Annotated in this window: 16 protein-coding genes; 5 read left to right on the top strand and 11 right to left on the bottom strand. The window is 51.9% G+C overall.

What is annotated here, in order from left to right; all coding sequences use genetic code 11:
- Positions 1-166 precede the first annotated feature (166 nt).
- Positions 167-931, top strand: coding sequence for a polysaccharide deacetylase family protein (locus tag EDM55_RS23285; protein WP_122961507.1), 765 nt, complete (start codon positions 167-169; stop codon positions 929-931).
- A gap of 47 nt (positions 932-978) precedes the next feature.
- On the opposite strand, the gene floT is transcribed toward EDM55_RS23285, so the two are convergent.
- From floT to EDM55_RS23265, 4 genes are all read right to left on the bottom strand, one after another.
- Positions 979-2,559: a flotillin lipid rafts scaffold protein FloT gene (floT, locus tag EDM55_RS23280; RefSeq protein ID WP_092273391.1), complete on the bottom strand. Its 1,581-nt coding sequence runs from the start codon at positions 2,557-2,559 to the stop codon at positions 979-981.
- 3 nt (positions 2,560-2,562) lie between these two features.
- Positions 2,563-3,108 carry an NfeD family membrane protein gene (locus EDM55_RS23275; protein WP_122961506.1) on the bottom strand — a complete coding sequence of 182 codons (546 nt, stop codon included), beginning with the start codon at positions 3,106-3,108 and terminating at the stop codon, positions 2,563-2,565.
- A 168-nt stretch (positions 3,109-3,276) separates the two neighbouring features.
- Positions 3,277-3,984 carry a hypothetical protein gene (locus EDM55_RS23270; protein WP_122961505.1) on the bottom strand — a complete coding sequence of 236 codons (708 nt, stop codon included), beginning with the start codon at positions 3,982-3,984 and terminating at the stop codon, positions 3,277-3,279.
- Positions 3,985-4,141: 157 nt separating this feature from the next.
- Entirely contained in the window at positions 4,142-5,494 is a 1,353-nt protein-coding gene (locus tag EDM55_RS23265) for an Nramp family divalent metal transporter (RefSeq protein WP_092273382.1), read from the bottom strand.
- 248 nt (positions 5,495-5,742) lie between these two features.
- On the opposite strand from EDM55_RS23265, the gene EDM55_RS23260 reads away from it, so the two are divergent.
- The 3 genes from EDM55_RS23260 to EDM55_RS23250 are packed head-to-tail and all read left to right on the top strand — an operon-like array spanning position 5,743 to position 9,376.
- On the top strand, positions 5,743-7,146 hold the full coding sequence (locus EDM55_RS23260) for a spore germination protein (RefSeq protein WP_122961504.1): 1,404 nt from the start codon (positions 5,743-5,745) through the stop codon (positions 7,144-7,146).
- Positions 7,147-7,148: 2 nt separating this feature from the next.
- Positions 7,149-8,237, top strand: a complete 1,089-nt coding sequence (locus EDM55_RS23255) for a GerAB/ArcD/ProY family transporter (RefSeq protein WP_122961503.1) — start codon at positions 7,149-7,151, stop codon at positions 8,235-8,237.
- Entirely contained in the window at positions 8,234-9,376 is a 1,143-nt protein-coding gene (locus EDM55_RS23250; RefSeq protein WP_170184447.1) for a Ger(x)C family spore germination protein, read from the top strand. The genes EDM55_RS23255 and EDM55_RS23250 overlap by 4 nt, the downstream gene beginning before the upstream one ends.
- Here EDM55_RS23250 and EDM55_RS23245 read toward each other — a convergent pair.
- Entirely contained in the window at positions 9,369-9,584 is a 216-nt protein-coding gene (locus tag EDM55_RS23245) for a CLC_0170 family protein (RefSeq protein WP_122961501.1), read from the bottom strand. The genes EDM55_RS23250 and EDM55_RS23245 overlap by 8 nt on opposite strands.
- Before the next feature lie 75 nt (positions 9,585-9,659).
- Positions 9,660-11,093, bottom strand: a complete 1,434-nt coding sequence (locus EDM55_RS23240) for an aminotransferase-like domain-containing protein (protein WP_122961524.1) — start codon at positions 11,091-11,093, stop codon at positions 9,660-9,662.
- A gap of 153 nt (positions 11,094-11,246) precedes the next feature.
- On the opposite strand from EDM55_RS23240, the gene EDM55_RS23235 reads away from it, so the two are divergent.
- Complete coding sequence (locus tag EDM55_RS23235; RefSeq protein WP_092273365.1) at positions 11,247-12,185, top strand: DMT family transporter; 939 nt, start codon at positions 11,247-11,249, stop codon at positions 12,183-12,185.
- A gap of 41 nt (positions 12,186-12,226) precedes the next feature.
- On the opposite strand, the gene EDM55_RS23230 is transcribed toward EDM55_RS23235, so the two are convergent.
- The 5 genes from EDM55_RS23230 to EDM55_RS23200 all read right to left on the bottom strand — a co-directional run bounded on the left by EDM55_RS23230 (position 12,227) and on the right by EDM55_RS23200 (position 16,354).
- A complete protein-coding gene (locus EDM55_RS23230; RefSeq protein ID WP_122961500.1) occupies positions 12,227-12,937 on the bottom strand; it encodes a nucleotidyltransferase domain-containing protein in 711 nt (236 codons plus the stop codon).
- Positions 12,938-12,950: 13 nt separating this feature from the next.
- Positions 12,951-13,418, bottom strand: a complete 468-nt coding sequence (locus tag EDM55_RS23225) for an NUDIX domain-containing protein (protein WP_122961499.1) — start codon at positions 13,416-13,418, stop codon at positions 12,951-12,953.
- 16 nt (positions 13,419-13,434) lie between these two features.
- Complete coding sequence (locus EDM55_RS23220) at positions 13,435-13,971, bottom strand: suppressor of fused domain protein (protein WP_122961498.1); 537 nt, start codon at positions 13,969-13,971, stop codon at positions 13,435-13,437.
- Between the two features lie 936 nt (positions 13,972-14,907).
- Positions 14,908-15,777, bottom strand: a complete 870-nt coding sequence (locus EDM55_RS23205) for a hypothetical protein (protein ID WP_122961496.1) — start codon at positions 15,775-15,777, stop codon at positions 14,908-14,910.
- Positions 15,770-16,354: a sigma-70 family RNA polymerase sigma factor gene (locus EDM55_RS23200; protein WP_170184446.1), complete on the bottom strand. Its 585-nt coding sequence runs from the start codon at positions 16,352-16,354 to the stop codon at positions 15,770-15,772. The genes EDM55_RS23205 and EDM55_RS23200 overlap by 8 nt, the downstream gene beginning before the upstream one ends.
- Positions 16,355-16,456 lie beyond the last annotated feature (102 nt).

Here is a 16,456-nt window from a genome sequence, read left to right as displayed (position 1 = left end):
ATCTGCCTATCTCTTCGTCCAATCCTCTGTATGGCAAATCTGATATTAGATTAAAGTATCCATCCAAAAAGTACAAGTGTCTTTTTGTGGAGGACACTCGCTATCCCACATAATCATTCATGCTTGGCGCATAGTAAAGATACTTTTCATGCCAAGAGGTGATCCGATGAAAAAACAGGCTGTCGCACTGTTCGTAGGGCTTGCTCTGCTTGTCCCTTCCATGAACGGCTCTGCCCTCGCCCGCAACCAGCATGATCGCGAATACTACGAAACCCGGGGCGAAATTGTCTGGGAAGTCCCCACAAATACGAAGGTGATGGCGCTTACCTTTGATGACGGGCCAGATCCTGAATATACGCTGCAGATCGCGGAGCTGCTCAAGCAATACAACGCGAAGGGGACTTTCTTTGTCGTTGGCTCCCGGGCAAAGGATTTTCCTGAGGTCGTACGCCAGCTGGCTTCGGAACAGCATGAATTGGCAAATCACACCTATAGCCATCCAGATGTACGCCGAATCTCTTCGGAGCGTCTACAAGCGGAGATGGAAAAAACACAGGAAACGATCTTTCAGAGTACCGGTATCCGTCCTCAGCTGTTTCGACCACCCGGTGGCTACTACAGCGATGCCGTCGTCAACACCGCAAAAAAAGCCGGTTTTCTCGTCGTCATGTGGTCATGGCACCAGGACACGCGGGACTGGAGTGACCCAGGTGTACAAAAAATTGTCAACAAGGTCTTGAACAACGCCCGCAATGGAGATATCGTCCTTTTCCACGATTATGGCGGAGATCGCAAGCAAACCGTTCAGGCTCTCCGGGAAATTTTGCCGGAGCTGCACAAGCGAGGGTACCAGTTCGTCACGGTGTCAGAAATGATGCGCCTATACGGCAAGACAAAAAAGGTAGGACAAGGCGAACACGGGGACGACTAGACGCCAAAAAAAGCCCCTTCCAACTCGAAGGGGCTTTGGTGTCTTCGTTATTTTGGGGCATCCGCTGCAGCAGGAGTCGTCCGCACGGCAGCCATCTCTTCCACTTTGGGCACAGCCGTGGCTGCAGCCTCACTTGCTGCAGGAACCGGCACCGTTCCTCCTTTTTGCATAAAGCCCGCAATCATCTTGTTCATATCGATTCCAGATACGTCTTTCAGCATCTCTGGCAGTTGGGCCATCAGCTTGGTTACGTTTCCACTCAGTCGATTGACGCCATCTCCCTGTCCTCCGCCTGCGTCGACGATGGTCACCTTGTCGATGGCTTTCATCGGCTCGGCGATCTTCTCGGCCAGCTCAGGCAGCATCTTGGAAATAATATCGAGCACCGCTGCGTGACCGAATTTTTCGAATGCTTCTGCCAGCTTTTCTTTCCCTTCCGCTTCCGCTTCCAGCTTCAGACGAGTGACCTCTGCTTCTGCGGTACCTTTTGCTTTTTCCGCCTCCGCGATCGCCAGACCTTCCAGTCTCTTTTGCTCGGCCATCGCTTTGGCTTCTGCTTCGATCCGGTATTTGAGGGCATCAGCTTCACGCAGCTTCTTCGCCTTTTCTGCTTCCGCCGCTTGCTCCACAGAGTAACGATCCGCATCCGCTTTCTTTTTCACTTCCGCGTCGTATTGCCGCTCGCGGCGCAGGATTTCTTTCTCTTCCAGCTCGATCTCTTTCTGCTTGCGAACAAGATCGACCTTCATTTCCTCTTCCGTTACTTGCTGCTTGGCTACCGCCTCCTGCAGCTTGTAGGCTTGGTCCGCGCTTGCTTTTGCCTTGTCCTGCTCCTGCTTGAAGGCAGCCACCTTCAGCTCTTTTTCCTTTTCGGCTTCCGCGATGTTCGTTTCCTTCAACAGCTCCGCTTTGCGTGCTTCTTCCTCTGCCTGCGCCTGCTTGATCCGCGCCTCTTTATCCGCATCGGCCTGGGAGATCGTCGCATCTCGCTTGACGGCTGCGATCTGCGGGATCCCGAGGGCAGCCAGGTAACCGTTTTTGTCCCTGACATCCTTGATCGTGAAACTCACCACGGACAGACCCATTTTCTTCAGGTCTTTGGTCGCTACCGACTGCACCTCTTGGGCGAAGCGCTCTCGGTTCTTGTAGATCTCTTCTACGGTCATACTGCCGAGGATCGCCCGCAGATAGCCTTCCAGCACCTCCTGGGCTTCGGATTTCAACGCTTCATCCGTTTTCCCCATGAACTGCTCTGCCGCTGTAGCGATGTCGTCAATCGATCCGCCCACCTTAATAATCGCTACACCGTCCGCCATGACAGGAACTCCCTGCTCGGTATACACTTCTGGCGTCGAAACATCCAGCTTGTGAGACAAGAGACTCAAGAAGTTTGCTTGCTGAAAAATCGGCAAGATAAAGGCGCCACCGCCCCGAACGATCTTCATTTTGCGGCCGGAATCGTCGCTTAGCACATTTTTCGAGCCGAGATAGCTCCCCGTTACGATCATGGCTTCATCCGCACCTACTGTCTTGTATCTCGCCCAGAAGGCGATACCCAGTACGACGAATACAACGATGACGATCAATACAGTCGTCAAAATCCCCGGTTCTAGCCCTAGTAGTGACATCGATTATTCCTCCTCTTTTTCTGAAGCTTCATGCGGGAAAGGAGTGACGTATAGAACATGGTCGCGCACTTCCACCACAACGACCCGCGTGCCTTGCTTAATCGGGATGCCGTCCAGACTGGCTGCCATGTGAAAGGTCGTTCCACTGACCATTGTCACCAGTACCTCACCCAATCCGTTGACAGGAATCGTCGTACTGACCTCGCCTATTTTCCCTCCCAGCTGGCTCATGGCATAACCGGTGGAGCTTTCTGCTCGACTCATCGGCTCAACCCACAGAAAATAGGCGGCCACTGCCAGTCCAGCACCGAGGATAACCGCTGCTCCGAGCACCATCAGCGTAGATAGGGACGTGAAGCGAGTGAGCAGGTACCCGGCTGCGCCAAATGCTGTAGCGCCGCTGACAAGCAAGATTGGCTGAAACACGGGCAAATGAGCATGACCATGTCCTATCCCATCCGCTCCCGTATGACCAAAAATCAAGGCGAAAAGTGCGTAAAGAACCCCACAGATCAGGCAGACGATGTAGATGGTTTCAAGCACCCCCACATTTGCCACCCCTTTCCATAAATGCATCTATTTTTCATACGAACCAGAAGGAAAAAGGTTGCGCACGTAAGTATAATTTGGAAAAATCAGCCTTTCTCCAAACAAAAAAATAACCGAAGTCCCCAGCGACCGTTCGTTGCTGAGACCTCCGGCAAAGCTGTTTTTCGATCAGCTCTCCTGCTGTTCCTGCAGCAGCTGCTCGACGATCTTGCGAGCAAAATGGCCCATCGTCCCGCTAGCGTAGGCACGCATGACCTCAGGTGCGACGGAAACGAGCGCACGGGAAGCGTACTCCTGGCGGTATCCGCCTTCACGGATCGCCTGCTCCAGCTCAAACGCCGCTTTGACTGCGATACGCGTAGCGAGTGAATTCACTTCCTCTACCACGTCTTCCTTATCGACGATGACTTGACCGATTTGCTCAAAAAAGCGGATGGCGCGCTCCTGCGCAGACGCGAACTGCTCATTCGGTTCCGTAATAAACAGACCGTTACCACGCTCGCGTAAATCCACCGCATGCCCCATGAATTTCATCCCCAGAAAACGAAGCTGTGGGAACTGACGATTCAGTTCAGCTGTTTTTACCACCGTTGCCAAGTTGAGCAAGGTCACTGTCGTCAGCGACAAACCGGAGTCTAGCAGGCTCTGTACGAATGGCACCAGCCGATCAGCAGGCAGCGCCAGAATCAGGAAGTCGAGACTGTCCAGCTCTTCTACTGTGAGGCTCTGGTGCCCGGGATTGGCCTGTGCAATCCCTGCAGCCTTCTCGGCATTCGGATGATAGAAGTCGATGAATCGCTTCCCGTTACTCAGCTGCTTTAAAATCGCGCCTCCTAATGTTCCAATTCCGACAATACCCCATTTCTCCTGTTCCATGTATCTCAGCCTCCTGTCCCTGTCACATCAAATTCCCAATTTTCCAAATACAAAACACTCCTCTGATCGTATCTCTTTGAGCCCCTTCCGTAAAGTCACCGTTTCCTGCCGAAAAGAAAAAGAGTCATTCCACACTGGGAACAACTCTTCTTACTCTTTAGCCAAACAAAGTCTGGTACAGAAGATAAGCATTCAGCACCATGATAATGATCGCGACGATCCAGGACAGGACTTTCAGCCAAGGGGCATTCACGAATTCGCCCATTTTCTTTTTGTCGTTCGTAAATTTCACCAGTGGAACGACGGCAAAGGACAGCTGGAGCGACAGGATGACCTGGCTGAGGATCAGCAGCTGCGTTGTGCCGCTTTCGCCGTACAGAGCTGTCACGATCACAGCGGGGATAATGGCGATCATCCGCGTAATCAGCCTTCTGAGCCAAGGCGTGATGCGCAGGTTCAGGAAGCCTTCCATGACGATCTGGCCTGCCAGCGTTCCTGTCAGCGTCGAGTTCATTCCCGCCGCAAGCAAAGCGACCCCAAAAAGAATACTGCCTAAAGTGGTCCCCAGCAAAGGTGCCAACAGGTGATAAGCATCGCCGATCTCCGCTACTTCTGTCATTCCTGCTCGGTGGAACGTCGCCGCAGACAGGATCAGGATCGCTGCGTTAATGCCAAGGGCGAAAATGAGAGCAATCGTGGAGTCTGCGGTCGCGTATTTGATCGCTTCCCGTTTGCCTAGCGTAGTCTGCTCGTATTGCCGGGTCTGTACGATGGAAGAGTGCAGGTACAGGTTATGTGGCATAACCGTCGCGCCCAAAATCCCGATGGCAATGTAGAGCATTTCCGGATTTTTCACAATTTCGGCGGTAGGAATAAAGCCGCCCAAAATCTCTTTTACCTCAGGCTGTGACCAGAACATCTCAAAAGCGAAGCATGCCCCGATCGTCACGATCAACGCGATGACGATCGACTCGATATAGCGGAACCCTTTGTTCTGCAAGAAAAGAACGACCAAAACGTCCAACGCTGTAATTAAGACACCGTAGAGAAGAGGGATGCCAAATAATAAATTCAAAGCGATGGCTGCACCGATGACCTCTGCCAAATCGCAGGCTGCGATCGCAAGCTCACACAGTACCCACAAGCCCATTGCGACAGGTTTGCTGTAATGATCCCGGCAAGCCTGCGCCAAGTCTCTTCCTGTCACAATCCCCAGCTTTCCAGCCAGCGCCTGCAGCAGAATGGCCATGAGATTGGACAGCATGATCACTGACAGCAAAGAGTAACCAAACAGTGAACCCCCAGCGATGTCAGTGGCCCAGTTACCTGGATCCATATAGCCGACCGCTACGAGGTAGCCAGGTCCTGCAAACGCGAGGAATTTGCGAATCCAAGAGCCTTTTTGCGGTACCTTCATCGATCGATGTACCTCAGGCAGAGACGGCTGCGACGCCTCTCTTCTCCAGCTGCTTTCTTTTGCTGCTTTTGTTGCATTTGATCCAGTTAACATGATTTCCACCTACCTTTTATGGCTTAGTCCATTTTTTTTGCACAAGGGCAACTTTTAAAGAAAAAAATATAGAGATTTGCTCTAACCAAAAATGTTTACCTAGCGAAACATATTCTCATTATACTCCTTTCGCTCTGTTTTGCAACTGCCCGTGACAGCTGTTTTTTTGCTCGCAACATTCCGGTTTTCTGCATAATGTGATCGGTTTGTCTAACAATACGTATATTCCTTCTTCAGGAGGTATTACCATGGATTGGGTATCGGAAGTGACTTCCCGCTTCAGCGATAGCTCCGACTTTCAGAACAGCATGGTCCATATCGCAGGCGAATCCTTTACCCTCTGCTTTTTGGATAGCTTGGTAGATTCCCACTACATTCAGGACCACATCCTGGAAAAACTGCGCCAGAACTGCGTGGAAGTGCCGTTCTCGCCGATCTCTACCGTAGACGAAGCCGTCAGTGAAATTTTAAACGGCAATCTCCTGATCGTTCGAGACTGTGACCAGGAAGCTTATTTTGCGATCGGCAGCGGCCTGGAGGAAAGAAGCATTCAGGAATCGGAAAACGAAAGCGCTCTGCGTGGACCGCGTGACAGCTTTGTGGAATCCTTGCGCACGAATGTATCGTTAATTAGACGCAGATACCCGGATCCCGAATTAAAGGTCACGATTCAGGAGTTAGGTAGGCGGACAAATACGAAGGTAGCGATGCTCTATGTGGATGGCATCGTCAATCCAAACATTCTCGACGAAGTACGGACGCGGTTGTCTACCGTTGATTTGGATAAGGTGCTGGACAGCGGGACGATTGAACAATGGATCGAAGACAGCTGGTACTCTCCCTTTCCGCAAGCACAGTATACGGAGAGGCCCTCCAATGTTCTGTTTGCCATGCTGGAAGGACGCATTGCCATCATGGTGGATGGCAATTCTTCCGTGCTGATCGTTCCCGTAACGTTTTCCATGCTGTTTCAGTCTCCGGACGACTATTACGAGCGGTGGATGATCGGCACTGCCATTCGCATTATTCGGGTAGCAGGTGCTGCGATCGCTTTGACGTTGCCTTCCCTGTACATTGCCCTCATCTCTTATCATCCCGGAATGATTCCCACGCAATTAGCCTTGAGTATTTCTGCCGGCAGGTCGGAGGTGCCTTTTCCTGCCTTTCTGGAGGCACTCTTCATGGAGGCAACGCTCGAGATGCTGCGCGAGGCCGGGTTGCGTCTGCCCAAGGTCATGGGACAAACGATTGGGATCGTCGGCGGTCTCGTCATCGGTCAATCGGCTGTAGAGGCGGGAATCGTCAGTCCCGTGCTCGTCATTGTCGTTGCCATCACGGCTATTTCTTCCTTTTTGGTCCCTGCGTACAATGGGGCCATCGCCTTGCGTTTGCTGCGTTTTCCGTTGATGATCTTGTCCGGCAGCCTGGGTATGTTCGGGCTGCTGCTCGGCTTGATGGCAATACTGGCTCATTTGGTCTCTCTCAAATCTTTCGGGATCAACTATTTTGCGCCCATTACACCGTATCGGTTCAGCGACTGGAAGGACCTGCTCGTTCGTGCCCCGCTGATCTATATGAAAAATCGTCCTGAAATCCTCCATCCCTTGGATCAAAAACGAATGAACACCCAAAAACGCAAGAAAGGGTGGTAAGCGTGATAAAGGATCGATTAACGACCTCGCAAATCGTTGTCCAGCTGTTTGCCGCTATGGTAGGCGTGGGAATATTGACCTTGCCAGAAACCGTTGGGGCCAAAGCTGGTGTCGACAGCTGGATCGTCATCTTTGCAGCAGGCTTTCTGGCCATGGTAGCTGTCTCGATCATGGCCTATCTCGGAAATCGCTTCCCTGGCAAAAGCATCATTCACTATGCTCCGACGCTGATCGGGAAAATTTTAGGAACGATCGTCCTGCTTGCTTTTCTGCTCTATTTTCTGATGTTTGTCGGGACAGTGGTACGCATCTCTGCCGATGTGACCAAGCTGTTCCTGCTGGACCTGACTCCTGTTGAGGTCATCATTATTGGCATGCTTACCATCAGTTCTTATCTGGTCTTGCACGGCGTCAATGCGATCGCCCGCTTTAACGAGTTCATCCAACCCCTCGCCCTTCTGTTGCTTCTGCTCGTCTTGACCCAGACGATCCGCGATACGGATTTTGGGAGAATCCTGCCTGTTCTCGGAGATGGGATTCAACCACTCATGCACGCGTTGCCTTCAACCTTTTTTTCCTTTATGGGATTTGAGATCCTGCTGTTCATCCAGCCGTTCATGGAGCAGCCAAGAGGCGCACAGCGAGCCGCATTGATTTCCATCGGTGCTACGATGATTCTGTACGTCATCGTTACGATTTTGTGTATAGCCGTCCTGGGAAAATCAGAGGTAACCTTGGTCGAATACCCGACGCTTGCGATCATTAAAAACATCGAAGTTCCCGGCGCGTTTATCGAACGCTTGGACTCGATCATGATGATGGTCTGGATTCCCTTTGCGGTCACGACCGTCGTGATGTTCCACTACTGCGCCAGTCTCATTGCTTCACAAATGCTGGGGCTTCAGGAGCATCGCGTCATCGCCTTGTACATGATTCCTCTCGTCTTTCTGATCGCGGTCCTGCCCCGCAATATTTTGGAGGTGGATAAATGGAGTAAATGGGCAAGCTGGCTGGGCGTTTCCCTGATCGCTGTCGTGCCTATTTGGCTCGTCCTCGTGTACAAATGGAAAAAAAGGAGGAAATCAGCTTGAAACGCCGTGCCCTCCTGCTTCTTAGTGCTGTTCTTCCCTTGCTCTTGAGCGGCTGCTGGGATCGCGTCGAGATCCAAGAGCGTCTGTTTGTCATGGCGATTGCCATCGATAAAAACCTTCCCGAGAAGGGGAAACGCTCTTATTACGAGTATTCGGCACAGTTCACAGAGGCGCGTGCCCTGTCTAGCCGTATAAGCAGCACCAATATTTCTCCCATCTGGAATGCGACATCTACGGGACCTTCTATTTTTGAGTGCATTCGGCTTATGGCAACACGCGTCGCCAGGCAGCCGTACTACGAGCATCTGCAGATCATTATCATCGGCGAAGAAATGGCAAAGGACGGGATCAGTCATGCGCTCGATCTATTCTTTCGCGACCATGAATCCCGAAGAAATATTAAGCTGGTCATCGCAAAAGGGATGGGAAAAAGCGCTTTGGCTGTAAAACCGAGATTAATGCCTGTTTCCGGACAGTACATCAGCAAGCTGACAGAGGAAGGGGAATCCAAAACAGCACGCCTTCCCAACACGGTCTCCATCGGCCAGTTTTCTACCAATTTTCACAGCGGCAGCAACAGCGTTTTGCCGAGGATCACCATCGAGCCGCACGAAGTGAAAATGGCTGGCGGTGCTATCATGAAGGGGGATAAATTAATCGGGTGGCTTTCGGATCAAGAGGTCAAATCCCTTCGCTGGATCAACGGCACCTTTTCTGCAGGCGACGAGGTCATTTTGCAAAATCCCGAAGGTGGCATCCCTGGATTTACGACGATGGAGGTAAAGGCAGTCCGGTCCCAAATCCATACGGAAATCAGAAACGGAAAACCCGTATTTACGGTACGGATCAGAGGAGAAGGCAATTTGGCTGAGGACGGGTTAAAAAACAACCCGACGATCGAAAAGCTGCGAAAAAAAGAAATCCAGATGAACAAGATTGTCCAAAGAAAAGCGGAGTCGCTCATCCAAAGGATGCAGAAGACTTACCAGACAGATATTTTTGGGTTCGGCGAGGAGCTCCGCAGACATCAGTACGCGTATTGGAAGACCCATGAAAAGAATTGGGATCAAAACTTCAAGGACGCGGAAGTCCATGTCAGCGTTGAAGTCTTTATCAGGCGGATTGGTCAGTTCAAATAATAATATAATGGGTAATCAGAACGATTACACACAAAATAAACAGCGTGTAGCTGCCGAATTTTGCATATTTTGCATCGCGCGTCAGCTGTCTGTTCTGATACGCCACATAATAGCGAAAACGCAAGATCAGTCCCGTCACAAGAAGGAGCAGACCCAAATAGTAGGATGTCAGCGACTCTAAATAACCAATCACCAAGGAAAAGCCCATGTGTTCACCTCATCTCGCCCAATCTCGATTCTCCCTAGTATCGGTCAAACACAGCTTGTTATAGTCTCAGCTTTCCTAGCGAGTCTTGTGAATAGCTCTCTGCAGTCGAACCATTCCTTCCCGAATCGCATCCGGCTCTTCCCATGAATAGGTCAAACGCATCCATCCGACTTCTGCGCCATACACTGTACCGGGCGTAAAGACGATTCCCTCGCGAATAGCGGCATCCAGCAATACACGCTCGTCTCGAGGCTCGCGCAGACGACACCATACATGATAGCTGCCTTCCGGGACGCGCCACTCAGCATCGTCAGTCAGACAGGCGTTCAAAGCATCCAGCATCGCTTGTCGCTGTTGGTAGAGATAGGCTGGGAGCCTTTCCATCTGCTCGCGCCATTTGCCGCTTTCCAAAAAGATCCTCGCCAGCTGCTGGGATATGCTGCTCGTGCCAAAATCCATCTGCTGCTTGGCATCCGCTAGTCTTTCTACCACAGATCTGGGCCCGACTAGCCAGCCAATCCGCAATCCAGGTGCGACTGTTTTTGAAACACTATTGACGTACAAGACCGTTCCACTGGGATCGATCGCTTTGATCGGGAGTGGCGGTCTTTTGCTGTCCTTTAGCGTTAGAGCTCCGTAAGCGTCATCCTCGACGAGTGGAATGCGCAGCTCCATGCAAATGTCGAGAAGCTGCCTCCTCCGCTGGTCACTGAGCACCGTTCCCGTCGGATTGTGGTAGGTCGGATTGACAAAAACCATACGCAGCTTGTGCTCGCGATGCAGGTGACGGATGTCGTCCACGAGGATTCCTTCCTCATCCATCGCGATCCGGTACAGCCTCAGACCTGCCGACGTAAACAAAGCCAAGGAATACGAATAGGACGGTCCCTCCATTGCCACCGCATCACCCGGGCTCAGCAGGCAAAGCGAGATGAGATGCAGGGCTTGCTGGGCTCCCGATGTGACGAGGATCTCTTCCGGAGACGCTGTGATCCCATACTGCGATCTGAGGTGCTCGGAAAGGACTTCACGCAAGCCCGGATCCCCTTTTGGATGCGAGTACCCCAGCTCAAAATGGGATTGGGAGAGTCGCTGCAGCTCCTGCGTGCCTAAAGAGGGAATCTGCGACGTCGCCAGCTCGGCCCTTGCCAAATTGATGATCGACGAATCGTAGCATGCCTCTTGGATTCTTTTGACGAGAGGATACGCAGGTAAAAATGCGCCCCCGTTCGTATATTTGTGCCAGTTCGGCACCCGCTGCACCCCCCACAAATGCCGGCTGACCCATGTCCCGCTTCCTTGCCAGGATTGCAGTAATCCAGCTGAGCGCAGCTCTTCGTATGCCGCTGATACCGTTCCTCTGTTTACACCCAAACGCTGAGCCAGCGACCTTTCTGCTGGCAAGGAAGTGCCAGGCGGCAAATCACCTAGAATGATTTGCTGCTCCAGCCACTTGGCAATCTGTTGGTAGACAGGGGTATCTGCTTGCTTGTCTGGCTGCCACTCCATTGTCGCCATCCTCCATTCCAAGATAAATTCTCGTACTTTGACGTTCGACAAATTGGCCTACCAGACCTCCTGCCAATTGGCTCTACTCAATCTTCGCCACTCGCCTTACGATGGGGAAAACCAGCTTTAGCCAAACAAAGGAAGGCGATTTCAATGAAAGTGGACGTATCCATGAAAGAAAAACAGATCACTCCTCCTGCCTCGATAGCGCAGGGAATATCCAATGAAAAAGCGGGGATGCTCTACGGACTATTGGGGGTTTGCAGCTTTAGCCTGACCCTGCCTGCAACAAAAGTGGCCCTAACCGCTCTGACACCCATGACGGCCGGACTGGGACGCGCTTTGGTCGCTGCGATCCTGGCAGCGATTGTTTTGCTCATCAGACGCGTTCCCACTCCGACCTGGAAGGAAACAAGGCAGCTGCTTCTCGTCGCAGGCGGTGTGGTGATCGGCTTTCCCTATTTCTCTGCTTGGGCGATGCAGCGGGTTCCTGCCACTCACGGTGCCATCATCATCGCGCTCCTGCCGCTCGCGACTGCTGGTGCTGCGGCCTTTTTCTCCGGGGAGCGCCCTGCTCGCATGTACTGGCTCTCTAGCGGTGTTGCCTGTCTCGCCATTCTTGTGTACGCGGCAAGCTCAGGATTCGGGGCGCTGCAATGGGCAGATTTGTCGCTGCTTGCCGCTGTTATTTCCGCGGCAATCGGTTACGCAGTAGGGGGACAGCTCGCACGTACGATGGGCGGCTGGCAGGTCATTAGCTGGTCCCTGGTCTTCTCCTTCCCTTTTCTCGTCATCCCCATCGCAGGCCCGCTCCTCTCCCAGCTCCAGAACGCCTCGTTGACAGCGTGGATCGGTTTTAGCTACGTCAGTGTCATCAGCCAATTTCTCGGCTTCTTCGCCTGGTACCATGGGCTGGCAATCGGTGGGGTGGCAAGAGTCGGCCAGACTCAGTATCTTCAGCCGTTTCTCACCATCTTCGCCTCGTACTTCCTGCTCGCTGAGTCTGTTACGCTCGGTGCCGTGCTAGCCTGCGTGATCGTAGTCGCATCTGTGGCCAAGGGACGGACGGCATCTGTGCGGCAAAAGGCGTAACGAAAAACACCGACCACTTTTTTTGCGGTCGGTGTTGCTTTTTATTGCCGTGTTTTCGAGTAAAATGCCTGATTTAGACGAATCGCCAGCTGTTGAACGGCTTCTGCATCTACCGCTTCCGGCAGGCTGGAGCTCTCATGCGCAATCGTCATCTGGGCGAACAGCTTCTCCGCATAGGCGAGCAAATCGGCTGCTGGCCATTTCCCTTGTTTAATCGCTACAAGCTCCTGCGCGTTTGGCCGCGATACGAGCAGCTCTTCCGTCTCCAGCAGCTCTCGTCCCATCTGCAGCAGACGGATCAGGTGATGAGCATTTTTCGCGTCGTACGCTTCTTTTTCGCTCGCCAGCTTGCGCAGATTTCGGATGGCATAGCCACCGTACGAGTGATACAACCGCTTGGAGAGAAACAGCTCCCGATGGGCTCGCAGCTCCTCTCCCGCCTCGGTTGCGTACACGATATTCTTTGGCTCCACATAGAGCATCTCCACGATATTCGGGTTTCCCTTTACTGCCAGGCGTATATATTTGTTCAGTGCGTAGACGACCAGATCGGGGTCTGCCAAAATGGTCTGCTCATACGTCTGCAGCCCAAAGACCGCTTCCACCGGCGCAAAAGCAATTCCTCGCAGGTCGATATCGCTGCCGGCTGTACTTGTGCCGTAGCTGCGGCTTCCGGCAAAAGCTAAATAGCATAGATGCCCTGCCAGCTCTGGCGCCTGCTTCCATACTGATTGAATGAAGTCCTGGCTCATGGCTGCTCCCTCATCATGACTGTTCTTTGTCGAGCATGTTTCCGATGTATGCCGGCTTGTAATGATCACCTTCGAGCGCTTTTAGGACATCCTCCTGTCTGGTAATGTGATACTGGGGTAGCGTTTTCCAATCCGTAAGCGATACCCAGCCCGCCCACTCGATCTGTTCGCCTTCAACCCCCCCTGGTATAGGAGCCGTCTCATTTCCCACTACTTTTGCCAAGACAGCGATCCCGATCGTATGTTTTCCATCTCCTGCCCGATCGATGCGTTCGTCCACCCAGAGCAGGCGATCCATCTCCACCTTCAAGCCGGTCTCTTCCCATACTTCTCTTCGGGTCGCATCTGGCAGCGCTTCCAGAAACTCAATATTTCCACCCGGGAGACTATACCCGACTGCACCACCTGATTTTTCCCGAATCAACAGGATTTGTCCTTGATGCTCAACAACTACGGTCACTCTCATTCGAACTGTTTTCATCCCGCTCGCTCCCTTCTCATATGGCTGGGTTACGCTTGAAGTCCAGGGAATCGACACCGGTACGTATAAACAAGTCCTCCAATGCATCCAATCCGTGCTGCATCGCAAACGACGCCTCCGATGTTGCGATGGCATGCAGCATCAGGAAAGTGATGACTTCTACGCCGTCCGTAAAATAGTCAAAGCCATCCTCTTCAAAATCAGCTGGTGTCGTGATCACAAAGTCCAAATGGGAAGACTCCTGAATCGAGCTTCCCAGAAAAAAGGCATCTCCCGGCGTAAGGCGCCTGCGCTCTTGCTTCCATTTTTCGATGACCTGATTGGCTACGCGGGCCAGCAAGGTGATCATCTCACGCTCAAAGCGGTAAGAGTACATGAGACACTCGCTGGCACCTGTCCGGTGCAGCTCAAGAGTGGCGTACGTCCACCATCCACGTTTTTTGGTGGGCGGATAAACGGCGATCAAAACGTCCGCTTCCTCTGATTGGTACAGATTCCCCCGGCCGCCAAAAGCCCACTCGCCGTGGTCCAACAACTGCTTCACTACTATCATATGTGACTCCCTGCCCTGCATCAGCTTTATCTACAGTATAAGCGAAAATCTGCAAAGAAAGAGCCGGGCATTGCCTATCTTTGTCCCCATCTTTCAGATTGCGCTGGCGATCTCTTTTTTCTTGCGATACACAAATGGCAGAGTCCATGCAAGCAGGACGACACACATCCCATAGGGCACCACGACGTGCAAGGTATACAGGTACGTTCCAAGGATAGGGCCAAGGAATGAGCCCACCCCCTGAATGGATGCGAGGAACGAAGCGACGCTGTCCTGCTCGCTTTCTTTCACGGACAAGGAAGCCGATGTCGTATAGCCTGCGTGCCCCCGATACCCAGCCCGAGTACGATCAAATCAAGGAGGTAACCTGCAGAAAAATCGATTCGATGAAGGGGCTTCATTCTCTCTCACCCCCACTCGTTCTCGATCCAGCCTTTGTTGAGAATAATTTTCATTTGATTATAGCCGCTTCTTTTTTTCCTACAACCCTATCCGCCGCTGTGGGAGGCGTCGTGCATGAGAATAAAAAACAACCCTCCTGGATTGGGACTGACCCCCTTTCGTAGGACAGGGATCAGCCCCTTTTTCAAGCAAGAAGGGCTGGCTGGGCAGTCGGGGTGTAGAAGCCTGTTTCCATTCTGCGCTCCAGGCTGCGTCCTACTGGGGGTGGTTGCTGGCCGCTGCGCCATGCTTCCGAGGGAATCGCCAAAGTAGCTCTGCTTCGCAGTGAATCAAGAGTGGCGATTCTTTTGCCTCGGGTGGGACTCCACAGTCGCTCCGCCTGGAAACAGTCTTCTCCTGTGAGCTGATTGTACCTTACTTACTTTTAGTGAATGGGGGAACAAAATAAGGTTGCCATCGAGTTGGCAACCTTTGATTTGTCTATTTTTTTGGGGAAAAAGCTTCTTTTTGGGGCACTTCTTCCGTTTGGGAGCTCTACTGTTTGCGCTCTTCTCTAGCTGGAGCTGCCGGAGCCGCCTGCCTTGCTCTTTCTGTTTGGATCACGCTGTCCAGATTGGCTTTGGCGTGATCGATTTGTTGCTGCGTCAAAGGCTTGCCGACCGCAAAGCTTTTGATGATTGTTTCGAGTGTTGCCGTGTCAAAATCCTCTCGGGCGTACATCTCGACGGTGAAGTCCTCATCCTCCCAAATCACAATCCCGTTCGCATAGTAGACTTTCTTCCCTGCGAGTACTTCTGTTTTTACTTGGCCGGTGGTTTCGATGCCGTTTTCTCCTCCCTGCGAAATCAGGAAGTTCACGGTTTTCTCGCCTTGTGAGTACTGAACCTCTACCATGCTTTTTCCGTGGATCACAGTGTTCACGTATGCAAAATCAGCCATCCAGGTTGGCGCCGGGAAATTGATGCCGATGGTGGTGCGCGCTTCTTCCAGAGACAGCTTTGGCTGGGCAGGCAGCTCCACTTCACGGGATTCAGCAGCTTTTTCCTGATCGACAGACTCATGGCTTTCCACTGCTGGCCGTTCCTTGTCCACTTGCACGATTTCCATATTCCCCACTTGGAAACGGGCCAGAATCGATTGAATCATTCCTTGCGCGTAAGAGGTCGTTGAAAGCGCTCCGCCAATGAGCATGAGTGCAACAGCAGCGGCTGTAGCCGTTTTCCATTTTCTTTTCATCATCGTCATCCCATCCTTTTTCAAGTCTTGAGGCTGAACTTCTCCCGCCTCGATTTTTTGCAGCAGACGTTTGTAAATGCGCTCCTTTGCTAAAGTGCGCTCGATCTCACTCTTCTTAAGCAGATCAACGGCATCTCGGCAATCTTCCCAATTGTGTTTTTTACTCATCCTTGAACCTACCTGTCTCCAAGATTTTCTGTAGCTTTTTTAAACTCCTGTAGACGACGACACCAATGTTGGACTCGCTAACCCCTATTAGCTCAGCGATTTCTGCGTTTTTCAGGCTGGCGGCAAATTTCAATGCGAGGATATTGCGTTCTTTGTCCCGCAGCTTTGCCATGGCATGGAACAAGGCCTGATGAGCATCGTCCCGAATGGCCAGCTCTTCGGGGGACGGTTTCGGCAGAATCAATTCGGTAATGGAATCCAGCGAAAAATGAAATCTCTTTTTCTTTTTGCGAAAGTAATCCGTCACGGCATTTCGTACAATCGCAAAGAGCCACACATCGAATTTGGCTTTTTCCTCTGAGAAATGATCGTACTTGGAAATGACTGCCTCAAACACTTGGCTGCAAATATCCTCTGCCTCATACTGATTTTGAACCCGGTAGTAGATATACTTGTACACCCGGTCAAAATACTCTTCATATATTTGTGTAAACTGTTCAGCGGAGATAACGCCTTCACGAAGCTCGTCTTTTCGCATCTGGTAAATCTCCTTGTTTAGTTGAGCACTCTCCAACATCTCTCCTCCTTTCCACCTTTGCTGTCTGTTACGACTGTTCAAGGAAATTTACATATGTTAATACGCGGTCATCCAAAAAGCATTAACTCAACTTTCGCAGCT

It is taken from the genome of Brevibacillus centrosporus (assembly GCF_003710815.1).
Lineage (GTDB): Bacteria > Bacillota > Bacilli > Brevibacillales > Brevibacillaceae > Brevibacillus > Brevibacillus centrosporus.
The sequence above is the reverse complement of the archived record's forward strand: the minus strand, read 5'-3'. Positions and strand labels throughout refer to the sequence as shown.